This is a genomic window from Sphingobium boeckii (assembly GCF_014199215.1).
In the GTDB taxonomy this organism is placed as follows: Bacteria; Pseudomonadota; Alphaproteobacteria; order Sphingomonadales; family Sphingomonadaceae; genus Sphingobium_A; species Sphingobium_A boeckii.
Genome location: NZ_JACIJC010000001.1, coordinates 691760 through 706899, shown reverse-complemented (window position 1 = coordinate 706899; position 15140 = coordinate 691760). Strand labels below are relative to the sequence as shown.

The 15140-nt window shown below is 62.9% G+C and carries 13 protein-coding genes; 9 read left to right on the top strand and 4 right to left on the bottom strand.

Annotated features, from left to right (window positions below; all coding sequences use genetic code 11):
- Positions 1-26: 26 nt before the first annotated feature.
- Positions 27-149, top strand: a complete 123-nt coding sequence (locus FHS49_RS19810) for a hypothetical protein (protein WP_281397024.1) — start codon at positions 27-29, stop codon at positions 147-149.
- A gap of 16 nt (positions 150-165) precedes the next feature.
- Here FHS49_RS19810 and FHS49_RS03560 read toward each other — a convergent pair whose 3' ends face one another.
- The 4 genes from FHS49_RS03560 to FHS49_RS03545 all read right to left on the bottom strand — a co-directional run bounded on the left by FHS49_RS03560 (position 166) and on the right by FHS49_RS03545 (position 4467).
- Positions 166-1098: a sterol desaturase family protein gene (locus tag FHS49_RS03560; RefSeq protein ID WP_184015266.1), complete on the bottom strand. Its 933-nt coding sequence runs from the start codon at positions 1096-1098 to the stop codon at positions 166-168.
- 297 nt (positions 1099-1395) lie between these two features.
- Positions 1396-2316, bottom strand: a complete 921-nt coding sequence (locus FHS49_RS03555) for a Vgb family protein (protein WP_184015264.1) — start codon at positions 2314-2316, stop codon at positions 1396-1398.
- A gap of 31 nt (positions 2317-2347) precedes the next feature.
- Positions 2348-3361: an MBL fold metallo-hydrolase gene (locus tag FHS49_RS03550; RefSeq protein WP_184015262.1), complete on the bottom strand. Its 1014-nt coding sequence runs from the start codon at positions 3359-3361 to the stop codon at positions 2348-2350.
- Between the two features lie 17 nt (positions 3362-3378).
- Positions 3379-4467 (bottom strand): MBL fold metallo-hydrolase, encoded by a 1089-nt coding sequence (locus FHS49_RS03545; protein ID WP_184015260.1) that lies wholly within the window; start codon positions 4465-4467, stop codon positions 3379-3381.
- A 151-nt stretch (positions 4468-4618) separates the two neighbouring features.
- On the opposite strand from FHS49_RS03545, the gene FHS49_RS03540 reads away from it, so the two are divergent.
- From FHS49_RS03540 to atzF, 8 genes are read left to right on the top strand one after another with little or no spacing between them, the layout of a single operon-like run.
- A complete protein-coding gene (locus tag FHS49_RS03540) occupies positions 4619-5704 on the top strand; it encodes a putative urea ABC transporter substrate-binding protein (RefSeq protein WP_184015258.1) in 1086 nt (361 codons plus the stop codon).
- Between the two features lie 30 nt (positions 5705-5734).
- The gene (locus tag FHS49_RS03535) at positions 5735-6550 is read left to right on the top strand and encodes an ABC transporter permease (RefSeq protein WP_184015256.1); all 816 of its coding nucleotides are present in this window, start codon (positions 5735-5737) and stop codon (positions 6548-6550) included.
- Positions 6547-7329: an ABC transporter ATP-binding protein gene (locus tag FHS49_RS03530; RefSeq protein ID WP_184015254.1), complete on the top strand. Its 783-nt coding sequence runs from the start codon at positions 6547-6549 to the stop codon at positions 7327-7329. The genes FHS49_RS03535 and FHS49_RS03530 overlap by 4 nt, the downstream gene beginning before the upstream one ends.
- Before the next feature lie 12 nt (positions 7330-7341).
- On the top strand, positions 7342-7851 hold the full coding sequence (locus FHS49_RS03525) for a CopG family ribbon-helix-helix protein (protein ID WP_184015252.1): 510 nt from the start codon (positions 7342-7344) through the stop codon (positions 7849-7851).
- Positions 7848-8672 (top strand): urea amidolyase associated protein UAAP1, encoded by an 825-nt coding sequence (locus FHS49_RS03520; protein ID WP_184015250.1) that lies wholly within the window; start codon positions 7848-7850, stop codon positions 8670-8672. The genes FHS49_RS03525 and FHS49_RS03520 overlap by 4 nt, the downstream gene beginning before the upstream one ends.
- A 16-nt stretch (positions 8673-8688) precedes the next feature.
- The gene (locus FHS49_RS03515) at positions 8689-9339 is read left to right on the top strand and encodes an urea amidolyase associated protein UAAP2 (RefSeq protein WP_184015247.1); all 651 of its coding nucleotides are present in this window, start codon (positions 8689-8691) and stop codon (positions 9337-9339) included.
- Positions 9336-12917, top strand: a complete 3582-nt coding sequence (gene uca / locus FHS49_RS03510) for an urea carboxylase (RefSeq protein ID WP_184015245.1) — start codon at positions 9336-9338, stop codon at positions 12915-12917. Before FHS49_RS03515 ends, uca begins: the two co-directional genes overlap by 4 nt.
- Positions 12914-14680 carry an allophanate hydrolase gene (gene atzF, locus FHS49_RS03505; protein WP_184015243.1) on the top strand — a complete coding sequence of 589 codons (1767 nt, stop codon included), beginning with the start codon at positions 12914-12916 and terminating at the stop codon, positions 14678-14680. Before uca ends, atzF begins: the two co-directional genes overlap by 4 nt.
- Positions 14681-15140: the final 460 nt, after the last annotated feature.

The window sequence follows — 15140 nt, the reverse complement described above, 5'->3', positions numbered from 1 at the left end:
GGTTAAATCTCCCCCGTGCGCCGGAGGTGTCCCTGCCAGCGCCCGAGCGTCTGCTATTGAAAATATTGCGCGCTGCGCCTGCCGCCGGTTTTCCGGATTATTGGCTGACGCGCTTGCCGCTCGACGCTCCAGAACTCGTCGAGACCTGATATCTGATGCCTTGAATCAGTTGATTGCGGCCATTGATCTGGCCTGCTTTTTTTCCCTGAATTTCTCGATCAAAGGGCGGACCGGAAAGATCGTCTGCTCCCAGATGGAGAGCCTCTTGCGATCGTCCTGGCCGACGATCGAGGCTTCTCCTTCGCGATAGGTGCCGAAGATCCGATCGCACAGGATGAGCGAATTTCCGTAATTGCAGCGGGTGTCTTCATATCCCACCGAATGATGGAGACTGTGGTGCCGGATCGTGGTGAAGAAGAAGGCATACCAGCGCGGCGGATCGGACCTCACATTGGCGTGGGCGAAACCGGAGATCACCCCCATCACGTTGAAAGCGCAGAATAAGGCCGCTTGCGGCAGATCGAACAGCGCGACCACGCTGAGGCTGATGAGAAAAAGCTCCACCGGATTCCCCACGAAACCCTTCATGGCATTAAGCTGCGTGATATGATGATGCGGCGCGTGGGTCGCCCAGAAGAAGGCGTTGCCGTGCATCAGCCGGTGCATCCAATATTGGCCGAACTCGATGAGGACAATGACGAACAGCACTTGAAGCACGAACGGCATCTGCATTGCCCATGCGGTGGTGATGCCGAGCGATTGCTTCATCGCCGTAAGCGGAGCCTCGGCCAGCGTGGCGGTGGCCCAGCCGATCGCCGTATTGCCCAGGATCACATAGAAGAGATCCGTCGCTAATTCACGCCTGTCGATGCGCCAGCCGGCGTGCCGCTCATGCACCCATTCAAGCCCCTGGATGAAGGCCGAGGTGAGCGCGCCTGCAACCACGATAGACCATGGGCTCTTGATCCATTCCGCCGGACCGAATGCCCAGAACAGCATCACGACGGCGATGGTCGCGGGCGGCACCAGATTGAACACGGCATCCTTGAAGGTGCTCCCCCCCAAGTCGCCTGCGCCATAGCCATGCGGTTGATCCATCGAAATCTCCCATATCAAGCCAGCGACTGGCCCAACGTGTTCGATCCTCTCCCATGGTGATGTCGCTCTACTAGGCGATGTGACACAGGCTATTGATATTACATAATGCGTCAAGAGTAATAATGCTGACCGATCTCATATGATCCGAAAATGTGCAGAAGCGCGTAAAACTGCCCTTCCCGTCAAGGGATGAAACCGGGTTTCGCCATGTCGCGCGTTCAAAGTCCCTGGCTGCGAACGTGGGGATCGAGTCGTGCGCCGATTCGTCATCCACCGGCCGAAATCTGGCCGGGCCGCTCAGTCTTCCGAGGCACTCCACCAGGATAAGGTCTTCACATCATGCGCGGACGTCCAGATGCCGGACGCGGTGTAACGCAACGCACCGCTGCCTGACGGCTTGCCCAAACGCCCGAGAATTTCCATCGATGCCGGATTGATGGCGACAAATGTCTGATCCTCCGTCGTGCGGAGCCACACCTTCCCGCCGCCCACGTCGATATCGCCATAAATCAGGGTCTTTCCGACCGTGACGCGCCCGGACACGGCGGCGGTGTGCGGATCGATCCGCGCCACAGTGCCGTCGCGCTGCTCCTGCACCCAGACCGCGCCTTCGCCCGCAGCGAGAAAGCCGGGCTGCTTGCCCAATTTCACCTTGTTCACCACCGTATCCGTCTGCGGATCGATTTTCTGAAGAGACTGTTCGTCACTGCTGACCGCCCATAGCGCGTCAAACCCGAAGGCCAGATAGAAGGTGCCCGGATCAACCACGATCGCAGCCGACATCTTGTTGTTTGCCGGGTCTATCCGGGCAATCTTTCCCGCCCCGTCGCTGGGCACCCAAATCGACCCAGCGCCCGCAACGACATTGGTCTCGCCCTTGGGATTGGCGATACCCGTCGCGATGATCGCCTGCACCTTGGCTGTCTTCACATCGATCCGGTAAAGATTGCCGTCCTTGCAATTGGCGACCCAGAGCGAGCCATAGGCCACCGCCATCGCACCGCAGGGCTTGGGCACCGCAACGGACGCCAGTTTGCCTTTGATCGACCATTGTTCGACTCGGCCGTCATTGGTGGCCCACACCGTATCACCGTCGACCGCCAGGAAATCTGCAAAACCCGGCACATCGAAGGCCTGTTCGCGCAGTGCAGCCGGGTCCGGTGCGGATGCGGCGCACAGCATGGCGAACATCAATGGCAAACCAACGGACCGTTTCATGCGCTCACTCCCACTCTGATAATGCGGCGTTTCAACTGTAACGATACGGGTTCTTGTCGATCGTCGTCATGCTGCGTGTCTGATTGCAGAGGAAGACGGTGCCCGTGAAATAGATGCCGGGCTTGGTGATCGTCTGCGCAAAGGCGAAGGCCTCGCGCAATTGTTGCACGGTCATCTCCACGGGTGCCTCATCGGGCTGCCAGGTCATGCCATAGGCATAGTCCTCGCCATCCCTGCTGATCTCCACATGGCAACCCATCACATGCGTCACCGGATGGGTGTCGCAAAAATCGATCAGCCGCTTCATGCTGTCGAACCAGGGTTCCCAGAAGCTGATGTAACAACGCCCGCGATAGAACATGTCGCCGGTATATAAAATCTGGGTGTAGCTGTCGTAATAAGCGAATTCCGAGACGACATGCCCGGGCGAACCCCAGATCAATATGTCGCGGCCGCCCAGATCGAGGGTCACCCGCTCTTCGGGGAATTTGGTCATCCCCCAAAAGCCGACCATCTCCTCATGAGTGAGGCCCATATAGCGCGTATTGGGGCGGTCCGCGAACTGGTTGGTCGCGGCATAATGATCATCATGCAGATGGCTGAACGCCACCAGCAACTCCATGCTGGATGGATCACGGCCATTGCGCGCGCACCAATCCTCTATGCACTGGTCAACGACGCCGCGCAGATCATAGTCGTTGCGCAACTGCACATAACCTTCGTCGAGCAGCAATACGCGATCATTGCCGAAATAGAGCGGGGCGAACGGTGCTTCGTAACTATAGGCTTTGTTTTGCCGCAAAATCGCGGTGTGCGGATTATACCAATGGACCTGGATCGCCGGATCCTCATTGTCCATGCAAGAAGATGAGCCGCAGATCCATTTTTTGGGGAAACTGCCCTTCGCGGGAAGATCGCTTTTGAAATCGACCGCCACCGGACGGGCCGCCGCCGACGCCGTATCAGCCAGGCCGGCAAGCATCCCGCCCGACAGAGGAATGGCGGCTGCCGCGGCATTATAGGACAGAAAAGTACGACGATCCATGGAAGCTCTCCTTATCGTCAGAAGGGATGCGGCGGATTGATCTTGGGCACGCCCGCGGGCCAGGCCTGCGTTCGCTGATCAGGGCTGACCCCGTTGAACAGCGCAAAATCGGGCCGGATGAGCATCATGTCTCTGCCCTGCACCTCACGGGCATATTGGATCGCCTCGTCGATCAGTTCGGGCGCCATCTCCAGCACGCGCTCATAGGGTTTGTAATTTGCGAAACGTGGATAGTATTTTCCGGGCACGAACATCATTTCCACATGACCGCCGAGAAGCCATTTTACGGGATGGGCGGCCGCAAAAGCCTTGAGCCGCTCAAGCGATGCGATGAAATCGCGATCGTTGCCGATGTTGATCTTGCCGGGAAACAGAAGGTCGCCGGTGAAGAGAAAGTCGCAATAGGGATCGTAAAAGCTCACACCGTCCTTGTGCGTGCCCGGGGTCGGGATCACATCGATCACGCGATCGCCGAGATCGATCTTCCCCGTGTCCGATGGCCAGCTTTTCCCGAGGCCGTAGAAACGCTTCATCACCTCCAGCGGCCGCGGGACGATAACGGTATCTCGCCGTCCTGCAAACTGCACCAGCCCCTGGTTTTGCGCGACATCCTCACCGGATGTCAGCGCGACGGTCAGGGGAATTCTGCTCCGTCCACGCGCCTGCGCCCATCGCGTGATGATCGCGTCAACCGTCTCGCGCAGCGGATAGTGATCACCGCGCGCGGTCGCGCCGCTATCGATGAGCAACGCGCCCGTATTGCCAAACAGCAGATAGGTGAAGGGCGCTTCCCAATGCACGCAGACATTCTGGCGCAGCACGAAGCTGTCTTCATTATATTGCACCACCTGCACGCGCGGATCGCGATTCTTGGCGGCGACGTTGGAGCCATAGGTCCAGCGGAAGCCAAGATTGCCCGGGGCCGGGCCTTCGCAGGCATAATCGTGGATCACCGGCTTGCTGCGGTGCAGCGGTATGGCGCTGTCGGTGTTGCGGACGCCGGAGGGATTATATCCCAGTTCGGGGTTTCCGTTCGGAAAAGTGCGCCCCTTTGGCGACGGCGCGATGCCTGGTCGTGCGGGGGTGGGCGTCGCGCTCTGCACCATAGTATTCTCCCGAAAAGAGACGCTGAAGCGGCCTGAGCCGGACGGCACCAACGGCATAATATTGATATTACCAATTCCCGCAATAGTAATAATCGGCCATGGACAAGACAATGCTTTGCGGCAATGCTGCAGCGCGAAAGGGGTTCGAATCATGTTCAACTGGATCCGCAGCGCGCGCCGCCTCGCGCTCATGGCGTGCACGCTTATCGGAGCATCCTGCGCGCCTTCATCGAACACGGCACCAGAACCGCGCACCGAATTCAGCATCGGCTGGTCGATCTATGCGGGCTGGATGCCTTGGCCCTATGCCGAGCAGGCTGGGATCGTGAAGAAATGGGCCGACAAATACGGGATCAAGATCGATATCGTCCAAGTGAACGATTACGTCGAATCGGTGAACCAATATACCGCCGGCAAATTCGATGGCGTGACGGTCGCCAATATGGATGCGCTCACCATTCCCGCGGCAGGCGGCAAGGATACCAGCGCGATCATCGTGGGCGACTATTCCAACGGCAATGACGGGATCGTGCTGAAAAATGCGGACACGCTGGCCGCGATCAAGGGCAGGCAGATCTATCTCGTCGAGCTTTCCGTCTCCCATTATCTGCTCGCCCGCGCGCTGGAGCGCGCCGGCATGGCGATGACGGACGTGAAGACGGTCAACACGTCGGATGCGGATATCGTCGGTGCCTTCGCCGCGCCCGACGTCACCGCCGCCGTAACCTGGAATCCGCAGCTTTCGGTCATGAAGGGTGTGCCAGGTGCCAAGATGGTATTCAGTTCAGCCGACATTCCCGGCGAGATTCTCGACCTGCTCGTGGTCGATACCGCGACGCTCAAGGCCAATCCCAATCTGGGCAAGGCGCTGGCCGGCATCTGGTATGAGACCACCGCACTGATGCAGCGCCAGGATGCGCAGGGCAAGGCGGCGCGTGCCGCCATGGCCAAGCTCGCGGGGAGCACGCCGGAGATGTTCGACGGGCAATTGGCTACCACCTTTCTCTATGCCGATCCCAAGGCGGCGGTGGCGGCCACATCCGCCCCGGCACTCCTCTCCACCATGACCCGCGTGCGCGATTTCAGCTTCTCCAAAGGTCTCTTCGGCCAGGGTGCGAAATCGGCCGATGTGGTCGGCATGTCCTTCCCCGGCAACAAGACGCTCGGCGATGCCGATCATGTAACCCTGCGCTTCGACGCCAGCTATATGCAGATGGCCGCCGATGGGACGCTCTGAGGCGATCGGTCGCAGCGAGGACAGCACGCGATGCGCTGGGTAAACCGCCGCATCGGCCGGGGAAACAGCATTCTGCTTGGCGCCCTGCCGATCCTGCTGCTGGCTTTGGTCTATCTCGTTGCGGCGGCCGGCCGCCATGCGGCCAATCCCAGCGACAAGATCCTGCCGTTGCCGAGCGGCATGGCTGAAGCGATGGCGGCGCTGCTGTTTCAACCGGACCCGCTCAGCGGCACGCTGATCTTCTGGGCGGATACGTTCGCCAGCCTGCAACGCCTTGGTCTGGGCCTCGGCGTGTCCACCCTCTCCGCCTTGCTGGTGGGCCTGCTGCTGGGCGTCCTCCCCCCGGTGCGGGCGACTTTCGGCCCGCTGGTGACGGGGATCGCGGTCATCCCGCCGATCGCCCTCCTGCCGATCCTGTTCATCGCCTTCGGGCTGGGCGAAACCTCCAAAGTCATGCTGATCTTCATCGGCATCGCGCCCTTCATGATCCGCGACGTGGCTGCGCACATCACCGCGCTGCCGCGCGAGCAGATCGCCAAGGCTCAGACATTAGGCGCGAGCAGTTGGCAATTGATGCTGCGCGTGGCGCTGCCCCAGGCGATGCCGCGCCTGATCCAGGCGGTGCGTCTGTCGCTCGGCCCGGCCTGGGTATTCCTGATTTCGGCCGAGGCGATCGCCTCCGATATCGGCTTGGGCTATCGCATTTTCCTGGTGCGCCGTTATCTTTCGATGGACATCATCCTGCCCTATGTCGCCTGGATCGCATTGCTGGCGATCGTGATCGACCTGATGCTGAGCTGGACCAGCCGCAGGCTCTTCCCTTGGGCGCATGGAGCCAACCATTGAGCGCGCTGCTGAGCCTGAACAATATCTGGGTCGAATATGGCGACAAGGTGGTGCTGGAACGGGTAAGCTTGGAGATTGCGGCAGGCTCCTTCGTCTCGATCATCGGCCCCTCGGGTGCCGGCAAGAGCAGCCTGCTGCGCATCATTCTGGGCCAGGAAACGCCGACGCGCGGATCGATCCTGCTCGACGGCATTCCGCTCAAGCCCGAATGCGGGCCGGATCGTGGAGTGGTGTTCCAGCGCTATTCGGTGTTCCCGCATCTGTCCGTATTAGGTAACACGCTGTTCGGGCTGGAATGCGCGCAGGCACCCTTCACCGCGAGATTGTTCGGCGCGCGCCGCCGCGCCGCGATGCAGGAGGCCGAAAACATGCTGGCCGCGGTCGGCCTGGGCGACAGTCTGCATCTCTATCCTGCGCAAATGTCGGGCGGGATGCAGCAACGGCTCGCCATCGCGCAGGCGCTGATCAAGCGACCGCGAATCCTGCTGCTCGACGAGCCCTTCGGCGCGCTCGATCCGGGCATCAAGGCGGACATGCACGCGCTGATCACCCGGCTGTGGACCGATTATGCCCTGACCGTCGTCATGGTGACGCACGACATCCGCGAGGCCTTCACGCTGGGCACGCGCGTGCTTACATTGGACAAGCGCCGCCACGATCCGCACGCCCCCCATCGCTTCGGCGCGACGGCGGTCTATGATCTGCCGCTGACCAAGCGTATTTCGCCCCCCAAGGAAAAAGACAAGAGTATTACACTTGACGATATTTGTAATAATTGAGATGAGTGCAGCATGAGTACCGAACCTACCAGTCTTGCCCGGCTGAGCATGAGCCTTCCGGCAGAGTTGTTTCGTCAATTGGATGTGATGGTCGAGGAACGCGGACTGCCATCCCGATCCCAATTGATTGCAGAACTGATCCGCCATGCACTTGCTGAACATGAGGCGCTGACCCGCCCCGAAGCCATGCTCGCGGGAACGATCACCCTGGTCTATCGCGGTGATCGTGGCCGGGTGCGCCAGCAGCTCGCCCAGACCCAGGCCGACTATCTCAAGGAAGTGATCTCTTCTCAGCACGTCTTTCTGGAGGATGATCAGTCGCTTGAAGTGTTGCTGGTGCAGGGGCCGGCGATGCGGCTGAAGGAATTGTGCGACGCGCTGCGCAGCATTCGCAGCGTCCATCAGATCCAGCTTGTTACCACCACCGCGCTGCTCCCGCCGCTGCACGAGCAGGATGGCCGGGCCAACAATGATACCGCAGCATCCGGCAGGAGTTCGACCAGCAAGCGTGTCGCCGCGTGACGACGACGCTCGCCGATCCGATGGCCGCTCGCGATCACGCGCGCGCCATGGCGGGAACGGTGGTGGAGGCGATGCCGATCCTGCCGCCGATTGCCGACGACTTGCCGGCCCATGTGTCTGGCGAAGACCTGCTCTGGGAAGAAACGATTGCTGCGGGCGGCTATGCGACTCGACGCCTGACGCGCGGATCGCGCCTGCGCCTGATCGATCTTGAGGGCGATGCCTGCGCCTCGTTGCTCATCTTCAATGCCGAGATGCCGGCCGAGCGGCTGAATGTCGCGGATACGGTGAAGATCCAGTGGAATGCCTATCTGGGCGCGGGCAAGTTGCTGCTGTCCGACATGGGCCGCGTGCTGATGAGCATCCTGGAGGATGGAGCGGAAACCCATGACGCCTTTTGCGGCACCTCCAATGCCGCGACCAATCAGGCGAAATATGGCGAAGGCCGCAACAGCGGCGCTTTTCCCAATGGCCGCGACCGCCTCTTGCTGGGTTCGGCGAAGCATGGGCTGCAGCGCCGCGATGTCCACCCCTGCGTCAATCTGTTCAAGGGCACGCGGATCGAGGCGGATGGCGCGATCACCCCGCTGGTCGGCCCCTATGAGGCGGGCCGCACGATGGTTCTGCGCGCAGAAATGGACGTTATCCTGGTCCTCGCCAATTGCCCGCATGTGCTGGATCCGCGCGACGATTGGTGTGTCACTCCCCTGCGCGTGTCCGCGTGGCGCGGCCCCGTCACCCCCGAAGACGATCCCATCCGCAAGGCCACGCCGGAGGCATTGCGCGCCTTCCTGAATGTCGAAGATTATTTCCGTCGCTAGAACGAAAGAGGCCGAAATGACCCCTGGTTCCCATATTGGCGACCCGCATCTCTCGGGCCTGTCCGGTGCCGTCGTCCATGACGAGATCGTTCTCGCTCGCGCGCCCTGGCTCCATCATGTCGCCGCCGGCCAGACGCTGCGTGTGGTCGACGTGGAAGGCAACCAGGCGGTCGATTTTCTCCTCTATGCGGCCGCCGACGATGCTGAGCGCTATAGCGCGCAAGACACCGTTGCAGCGCAGCAAAATCTCTTCCTGCGCACCGGCGCGGTGCTGCGATCGAACGAAGGCCGCCCGATGATGACGATCACCGCCACTTCGGTCGACTATCACGACACGATTGGCGGCGCCTGTTCCTGCGAGTCCAACACGCTGCGTTATGGCCATCACACCAAATCGCAACATGCCTGTGTCGAGAATTTCCTCGAGGCCAATCTCACCGAAGGCCGCGGGAAGCGCGACATGGTCTCCAACATCAATTTCTTCATGAACGTGCCGGTCGAGGCGGACGGCGCGCTGGGGATCGTCGACGGCATTTCCGCGCCCGGACTGACCGTGGACCTGCGCGCGGAGATGGACGTCATCGTGGTCGTCTCCAATTGCCCGCAGATCAACAATCCGTGCAACGCCTTCAACCCCACATCCGTGCGGATGATCGTGACCGCATGAGCTTCGGCACGGTCCTGGTGGCGAACCGGGGGGCGATCGCCACCCGGATCATCCGCACGTTGCGCCGCATGGGCCTGCGCTCCGTGGCGGTCTATTCGGAAGCCGACGTCGGCTCGCTGCATGTATCGCAGGCGGATGAAGCGTTCTGCATCGGCCCCGCCCCCGCATCGGAAAGCTATCTCGACACCGCCGCGATCCTGAAGGCCGCGCGCGACAGCGGCGCGGGCGCGATCCATCCGGGCTATGGCTTCCTGGCGGAGAATGCGGAGTTTGCCGAGGCCTGCGCAGCCGCCGGGATCGTCTTCATCGGCCCAACGCCGGAGAATATCCGCATCTTCGGCCTGAAGCACAGCGCCCGCGCGCTGGCAGCCGAACATGGCGTTCCGCTCGCCCCCGGCACAGGCCTGCTGACCGACGCAGAGGAAGCCGCCATCGCCGCGCGCGCGATCGGCTATCCGGTCATCCTGAAAGCCACGGCGGGCGGCGGCGGCATCGGTATGCGGATCTGCGAGAATGAGGCCGCGGTGCGCGAGGGCTTTGCGGGCGTCGCGCGGCTGGGCGAGGGCAATTTCGGCGATGCCGGCGTGTTCCTCGAGAGTTATGTCGGCCGCGCGCGCCATATCGAGGTCCAGATCTTCGGCGACGGGCGTGGCCGGGTCATGCCGTTGGGCGAGCGCGACTGCTCGCTGCAGCGCCGCAACCAGAAAGTGGTCGAGGAAGCGCCTGCACCCAATCTGCCCGACAGTGTCCGCAGCGCCCTGATCGCCGCCGCCGTGCGTCTCGGCGAGGCGGCGCAGTATCGATCCGCCGGCACGGTGGAATTCCTCTACGACGCCGAGCGGCAGAGTTTCTTCTTCCTCGAGATGAACACTCGCCTGCAAGTGGAGCATGGCGTCACCGAAGAGGTGACGGGTGTGGATCTCGTCGAATGGATGATCCGCGGTGCCGCGGGCGATTTCGCCTTCCTCGATGCTGCGCCGCCCGTGCCGAGCGGCCATGCGGTGCAGGTGCGCCTTTATGCCGAGGATCCCGCGCTCGACTATCGCCCCACATCGGGCACGCTGACCGCCGTCCACTTTCCATCGGATATCCGCGCGGAGACCTGGGTGATGGCGGGCAGCGCTATCAGCGCCTTTTACGATCCCATGCTCGCCAAGCTGATCGTCCGCGCGGCCACGCGCGACGCGGCGATCCTAGCCATGCAGCGCGCGCTCGACGACAGCCGCGTGGACGGCATCGAAACCAATGTGCGCTGGCTGCGTGATGTCGTGCGGACCCCGGAATTTGCCGAAGGCCAAGTCTCGACCCGGCTGCTCGACTCCATCGCTTATCACCCGCGCAGCCTGCGCGTGATCAGCGGCGGCACCGCGACCACGGTGCAGGACTGGCCGGGCCGGCTGGGCCTGTGGGCGATCGGTGTGCCGCCCTCGGGTCCGATGGACGACCGCTCGTTCCGTATCGGGAACCGGCTGCTCGGCAATGCAGAGGGCGAGGCCGGGCTGGAGATCGCGGTCAGCGGACCGACGCTGTTGTTCAACGCGCCCGCGCGCCTGTGCTTCACCGGTGCCGATTTCGGTGCCACGCTGGATGACCTGCCCGTGGAGCGCGGCGTTCCCATCGACGTGCAGGCCGGCCAGACGCTGGTGATGGGCCGCGCCGCCGGCGGCGGCATCAGGGGTTATCTCCTCTTCGCCGGGGGGCTGGATATCGCGCCCTATCTCGACAGCCACAGCACTTTCGAACTCGGCCAGTTCGGGGGCCATGCCGCGCGGCGGCTGCTCGCGGGCGATACGCTGCACCTGGGCAGTGCGCCCGTGGACACGCCTCTGGCGCCGCTGCCGCTGCCGGCCTTTGGCGAGACCTGGACGCTGCGTGTGCTTTACGGCCCTCATGGCGCGCCGGATTTCTTCACCGACGGCGATATCGAGACCATCGTCTCCGCCGACTGGCAGGTGCATTACAACAGCAACCGCACCGGCATCCGGCTGGTCGGCCCCAAGCCGCATTGGGCGCGCAAGGATGGCGGCGAGGCGGGGCTGCACCCGTCCAACATCCACGACAATCCCTATGCCGTGGGCGCGGTGGATTTCACCGGCGACATGCCGATCATCCTCGGCCCCGACGGTCCTTCGCTCGGCGGTTTCGTCTGCCCCTTCGTAGTGATCGCGGCGGATCGCTGGAAGATCGGACAGCTCGCGCCGGGCGATCGCCTGCGCTTCCTGCCCGTCGCGCTGGAAGAGGCAGCCGCAGCCGACCACGCCCCGCTGGAAAGCATCGAGGCGGAAACACCGGCCCGCGATATCGCCACGCTGTCGCCGATCCTTGCCGATCTCCCCGGCCACGGGACGCGCCCGCGCACCGTCTATCGCCAGCAGGGCGACCGCAATATCCTGGTCGAATACGGCCCGATCGTGCTGGACATCGAATTGCGCATCCGCGTCCACGCGCTGATGTGCGAATTGGAGAAGCAGGCGCTGGCGGGCGTGATCGACATTGTCCCCGGCATCCGCTCGCTCCAGCTTCATTTCGACGGGCAGCGGCTGGACCAGCGCGGTGCGCTGGCCACGTTGATCGCCGCCGAAGAGCGGCTGGGCGACCTTGAGGATTTCACCGTCCCCTCGCGCATCGTCCATCTCCCCTTAAGCTGGCGCGATCCCGCCACGATCGAGACGATCGAGAAATATATGGGTGCCGTCCGCGCGGATGCGCCCTGGTGCCCGGACAATATCGAGTTCATCCGCCGCATCAACGGCATGGCCGATGCCGATGCGGTGGAGAACCTCATCTTCGATGCCAGCTATCTCGTGCTTGGGCTGGGCGACGTCTATCTGGGCGCGCCGGTGGCAACCCCGATCGATCCGCGGCATCGGCTGGTCACCACCAAATACAATCCCGCGCGCACTTGGACCCCGCCCAATGTCGTCGGCATCGGCGGCGCTTATATGTGCATCTATGGGATGGAGGGACCGGGCGGCTATCAGCTTTTCGGCCGCACCATCCAGATCTGGAACACGCATCGCCAGACCGACGCCTTTATCGAGGGCAAGCCTTGGCTCCTGCGCTTCTTCGACCAGATCCGCTTCTTTCCGGTCAGCGCGGAGGAACTGATCGACTGGCGCCGCGACTTTCCCAGCGGCCGCCGCTCGATCCAGGTCGAGCAATCCGAATTTCGCCTTGCCGATTATCGCACATTCCTCGCTGAGAATGCGGAGTCCATCTCGGGCTTCGAGACGCAGCGCAAGGCCGCCTTCGATGAGGAGCGCGCCGAATGGCAACGCTCGGGCGAGTTCGATCGGATTTCCGATCTCGACAACCCCGAAACCGACGCCCCCGTGGCCATCGACCTGCCGGACGGCGCGGAATTGATCGAAGCACCCTTTGGCGGGAGCGTCTGGAAATTGCTGGTCGCCCCCGGCGACACGGTCAAGAAGGGGGACATCATCGCCGTGATCGAGGCCATGAAGATGGAATGCCCGCTGGAAAGCCCGGCCAGCGGCACGGTCGCCGCGCTCTACATGCAGGAACGCCAGTCCCTCCAGCCCGGCACGCCGATGCTGGCGCTGAGGCGGCACCCATGACGGCGCTGGACCGGCTGAGCCCCGCCGCGATCGCCGCCGCAGTCAACAACGGGGCATCAAGCGCGCTTACCGTGGCGGAAGAGACGCTCGCCCGCCTCGCCGCCTATGATGCCGTCCAGCCGCAGATCTGGATCAGCCGCATCGCCCCCGAAGACCTGCGCACCGCCGCCCGCGCGGTGGATGCCCGGATCGCCGCGGGCGAGCGCCTACCGCTGGCGGGGGTGCCCTTTGCCGCCAAGGACAATATCGACGTCACAGGTTTCGAGACCACCGCCGCCTGCCCCGCCTTTGCCTATCGCCCCGAGTCTTCCGCAAACGTCATCGATCGGCTGACCGCAGCGGGCGCGCTCTGTATCGGCAAGACCAATCTCGACCAGTTCGCGACCGGCCTCAACGGCACGCGCAGCCCCTATGGGATCCCGCGCAACGCCTATAATCTGAACTATGTCAGCGGCGGATCAAGCTCGGGTTCGTCGATCGCCGTGGCGGCGGGGCTGGTCGCGTTTGCGCTCGGCACCGATACCGCAGGTTCGGGCCGCGTCCCCGCCGCCTTCAACCATCTGATTGGGTTCAAGCCCAGCAAAGGCCGCTGGAGCACGCGCGGGCTTGTCCCCGCCTGCCGCACGCTCGATTGCATCACGGTGTTTACGGACAGGATATCGGACGCACGGATCATCGACGACATTATCGCGGGTTTCGATCCCGCCGATCCTTATTCCAAACCTTTGATCGATCGTGGGCTTCGGGGCGATCGCATCGGCGTGCCACGCCGCGAGCAGCGCATATTCTTCGGCGATAGCGAGTCGGAGTATTTTTACGACCGCGCGCTCGATACGCTGGCGCGAACCGCCAATCTTGTCGAGATTGACATCGAGCCGCTGCTGGAGGCCGCCCGCCTGCTCTATGAAGGCCCATGGGTCGCCGAGCGCACCGCCGCCATGGCCGACATGCTGGCGACCAACCCCGAAGCGATCGAGCCGACGGTCCGCGCGGTGGTGGAAGCAGGAACAGGCATGAGCGCGGTCGAACTGTGGAACGGCATCTACCGCCTCGCCGACCTCCAGCGTCATGCCGATGCCCTGTGGGATGATATCGACCTGATGGCGTTTCCCACCACCGGCACGACCTATCGCGTGCGGGAAATGCTGGCGGCACCCATTGCGCTGAACAGCGCCTTCGGCCGCTACACCAATTTCGTGAACCTGCTGGACATGGCCGCGGTCGCTATCCCTGCCGGCACGCGGTCCAATGGCACGGGCTTTGGCATCACGCTGATCGGCCCGGCCGACACCGACCTGGGGCTGCTGGCCGTGGCGAACACCTATCTCACGGCGGCCGATCTGCCCGGCCCGCCGCTGCTCGATCTGGAGGGAAGAATGCAAACAGTGAAACTGGCCGTCGTTGGCGCTCATCTGAAAGACATGCCGCTGCATTGGCAACTGACCTCGCGCGATGCGACCTTCGTGGGGGCCTATGAGACCGCGCCGACCTATCGCCTCTATGCCATGGCGGACAGTATTCCGCCCAAGCCTGCGCTGGTCCATAGCGAGGATGGTGCCGCCATCGCGCTCGAAGTCTATGAACTGGATGTCGCCGCCTTCGGCAGCTTCGTGGTGGAGGTTCCGGCACCTTTGGCGATCGGGACGGTGGTTTTGAGCGACGGCACCAGCGTCAAGGGCTTCGTCGCCGAGCCCCGCGCGCTGACGGGCGCGGAAGACATCACCGCGCTCGGCGGCTGGCGCGCTTATATCGCAAGAGGCTGAACATTGGGGACGGGCCGGGAGGACAAGCATCGCCGTCCTTCCGCAACGGACGCGTTCATATTACACTGATCGCTACATCCGGCGGCCCATGATGCCTTCCGGCAGCCCATCCATGCTGATCCGCGCCTCAGTGTCCTTCCAGGCCCGATGGCGTCGCTCCCAATTGTAAACACCATCTCGCATCATCTCAGCCGGCCATCCCGCGCCCGCAATCCGGTCGACGGCTCGAACCGGCACGGCTGGAGAGGATCGGCGGTTGGAATTTCCCTTGAATAACATGGGGCAATGGAAGAGGAAGCGCCCTGTTGGTGGTTTCGGGGTAGAGGCGAGGACGAAAGTGTTGCGAAAGCGGCCTTTCGCTCCGATGCTTGGTTTATTCGCATGGCGGCTTTTTCCGCTTGCGTTCGCTCTGTCCTGCCAATCCTGAATTAACCAACACGCCCTAAAGTGGGGCGTGATC

Excerpts from the sequence above, each read along its gene's own strand:
- FHS49_RS03560 (WP_184015266.1), bottom strand. The coding sequence starts at position 1,098 with ATGGATCAACCGCATGGCTATGGCGCAGGCGACTTGGGGGGGAGCACC.
- FHS49_RS03555 (WP_184015264.1), bottom strand. The coding sequence starts at position 2,316 with ATGAAACGGTCCGTTGGTTTGCCATTGATGTTCGCCATGCTGTGCGCC.
- FHS49_RS03550 (WP_184015262.1), bottom strand. The coding sequence starts at position 3,361 with ATGGATCGTCGTACTTTTCTGTCCTATAATGCCGCGGCAGCCGCCATT.
- FHS49_RS03545 (WP_184015260.1), bottom strand. The coding sequence starts at position 4,467 with ATGGTGCAGAGCGCGACGCCCACCCCCGCACGACCAGGCATCGCGCCG.
- FHS49_RS03540 (WP_184015258.1), top strand. The coding sequence starts at position 4,619 with ATGTTCAACTGGATCCGCAGCGCGCGCCGCCTCGCGCTCATGGCGTGC.
- FHS49_RS03535 (WP_184015256.1), top strand. The coding sequence starts at position 5,735 with ATGCGCTGGGTAAACCGCCGCATCGGCCGGGGAAACAGCATTCTGCTT.
- FHS49_RS03525 (WP_184015252.1), top strand. The coding sequence starts at position 7,342 with ATGAGTACCGAACCTACCAGTCTTGCCCGGCTGAGCATGAGCCTTCCG.
- FHS49_RS03515 (WP_184015247.1), top strand. The coding sequence starts at position 8,689 with ATGACCCCTGGTTCCCATATTGGCGACCCGCATCTCTCGGGCCTGTCC.
- uca (WP_184015245.1), top strand. The coding sequence starts at position 9,336 with ATGAGCTTCGGCACGGTCCTGGTGGCGAACCGGGGGGCGATCGCCACC.
- atzF (WP_184015243.1), top strand. The coding sequence starts at position 12,914 with ATGACGGCGCTGGACCGGCTGAGCCCCGCCGCGATCGCCGCCGCAGTC.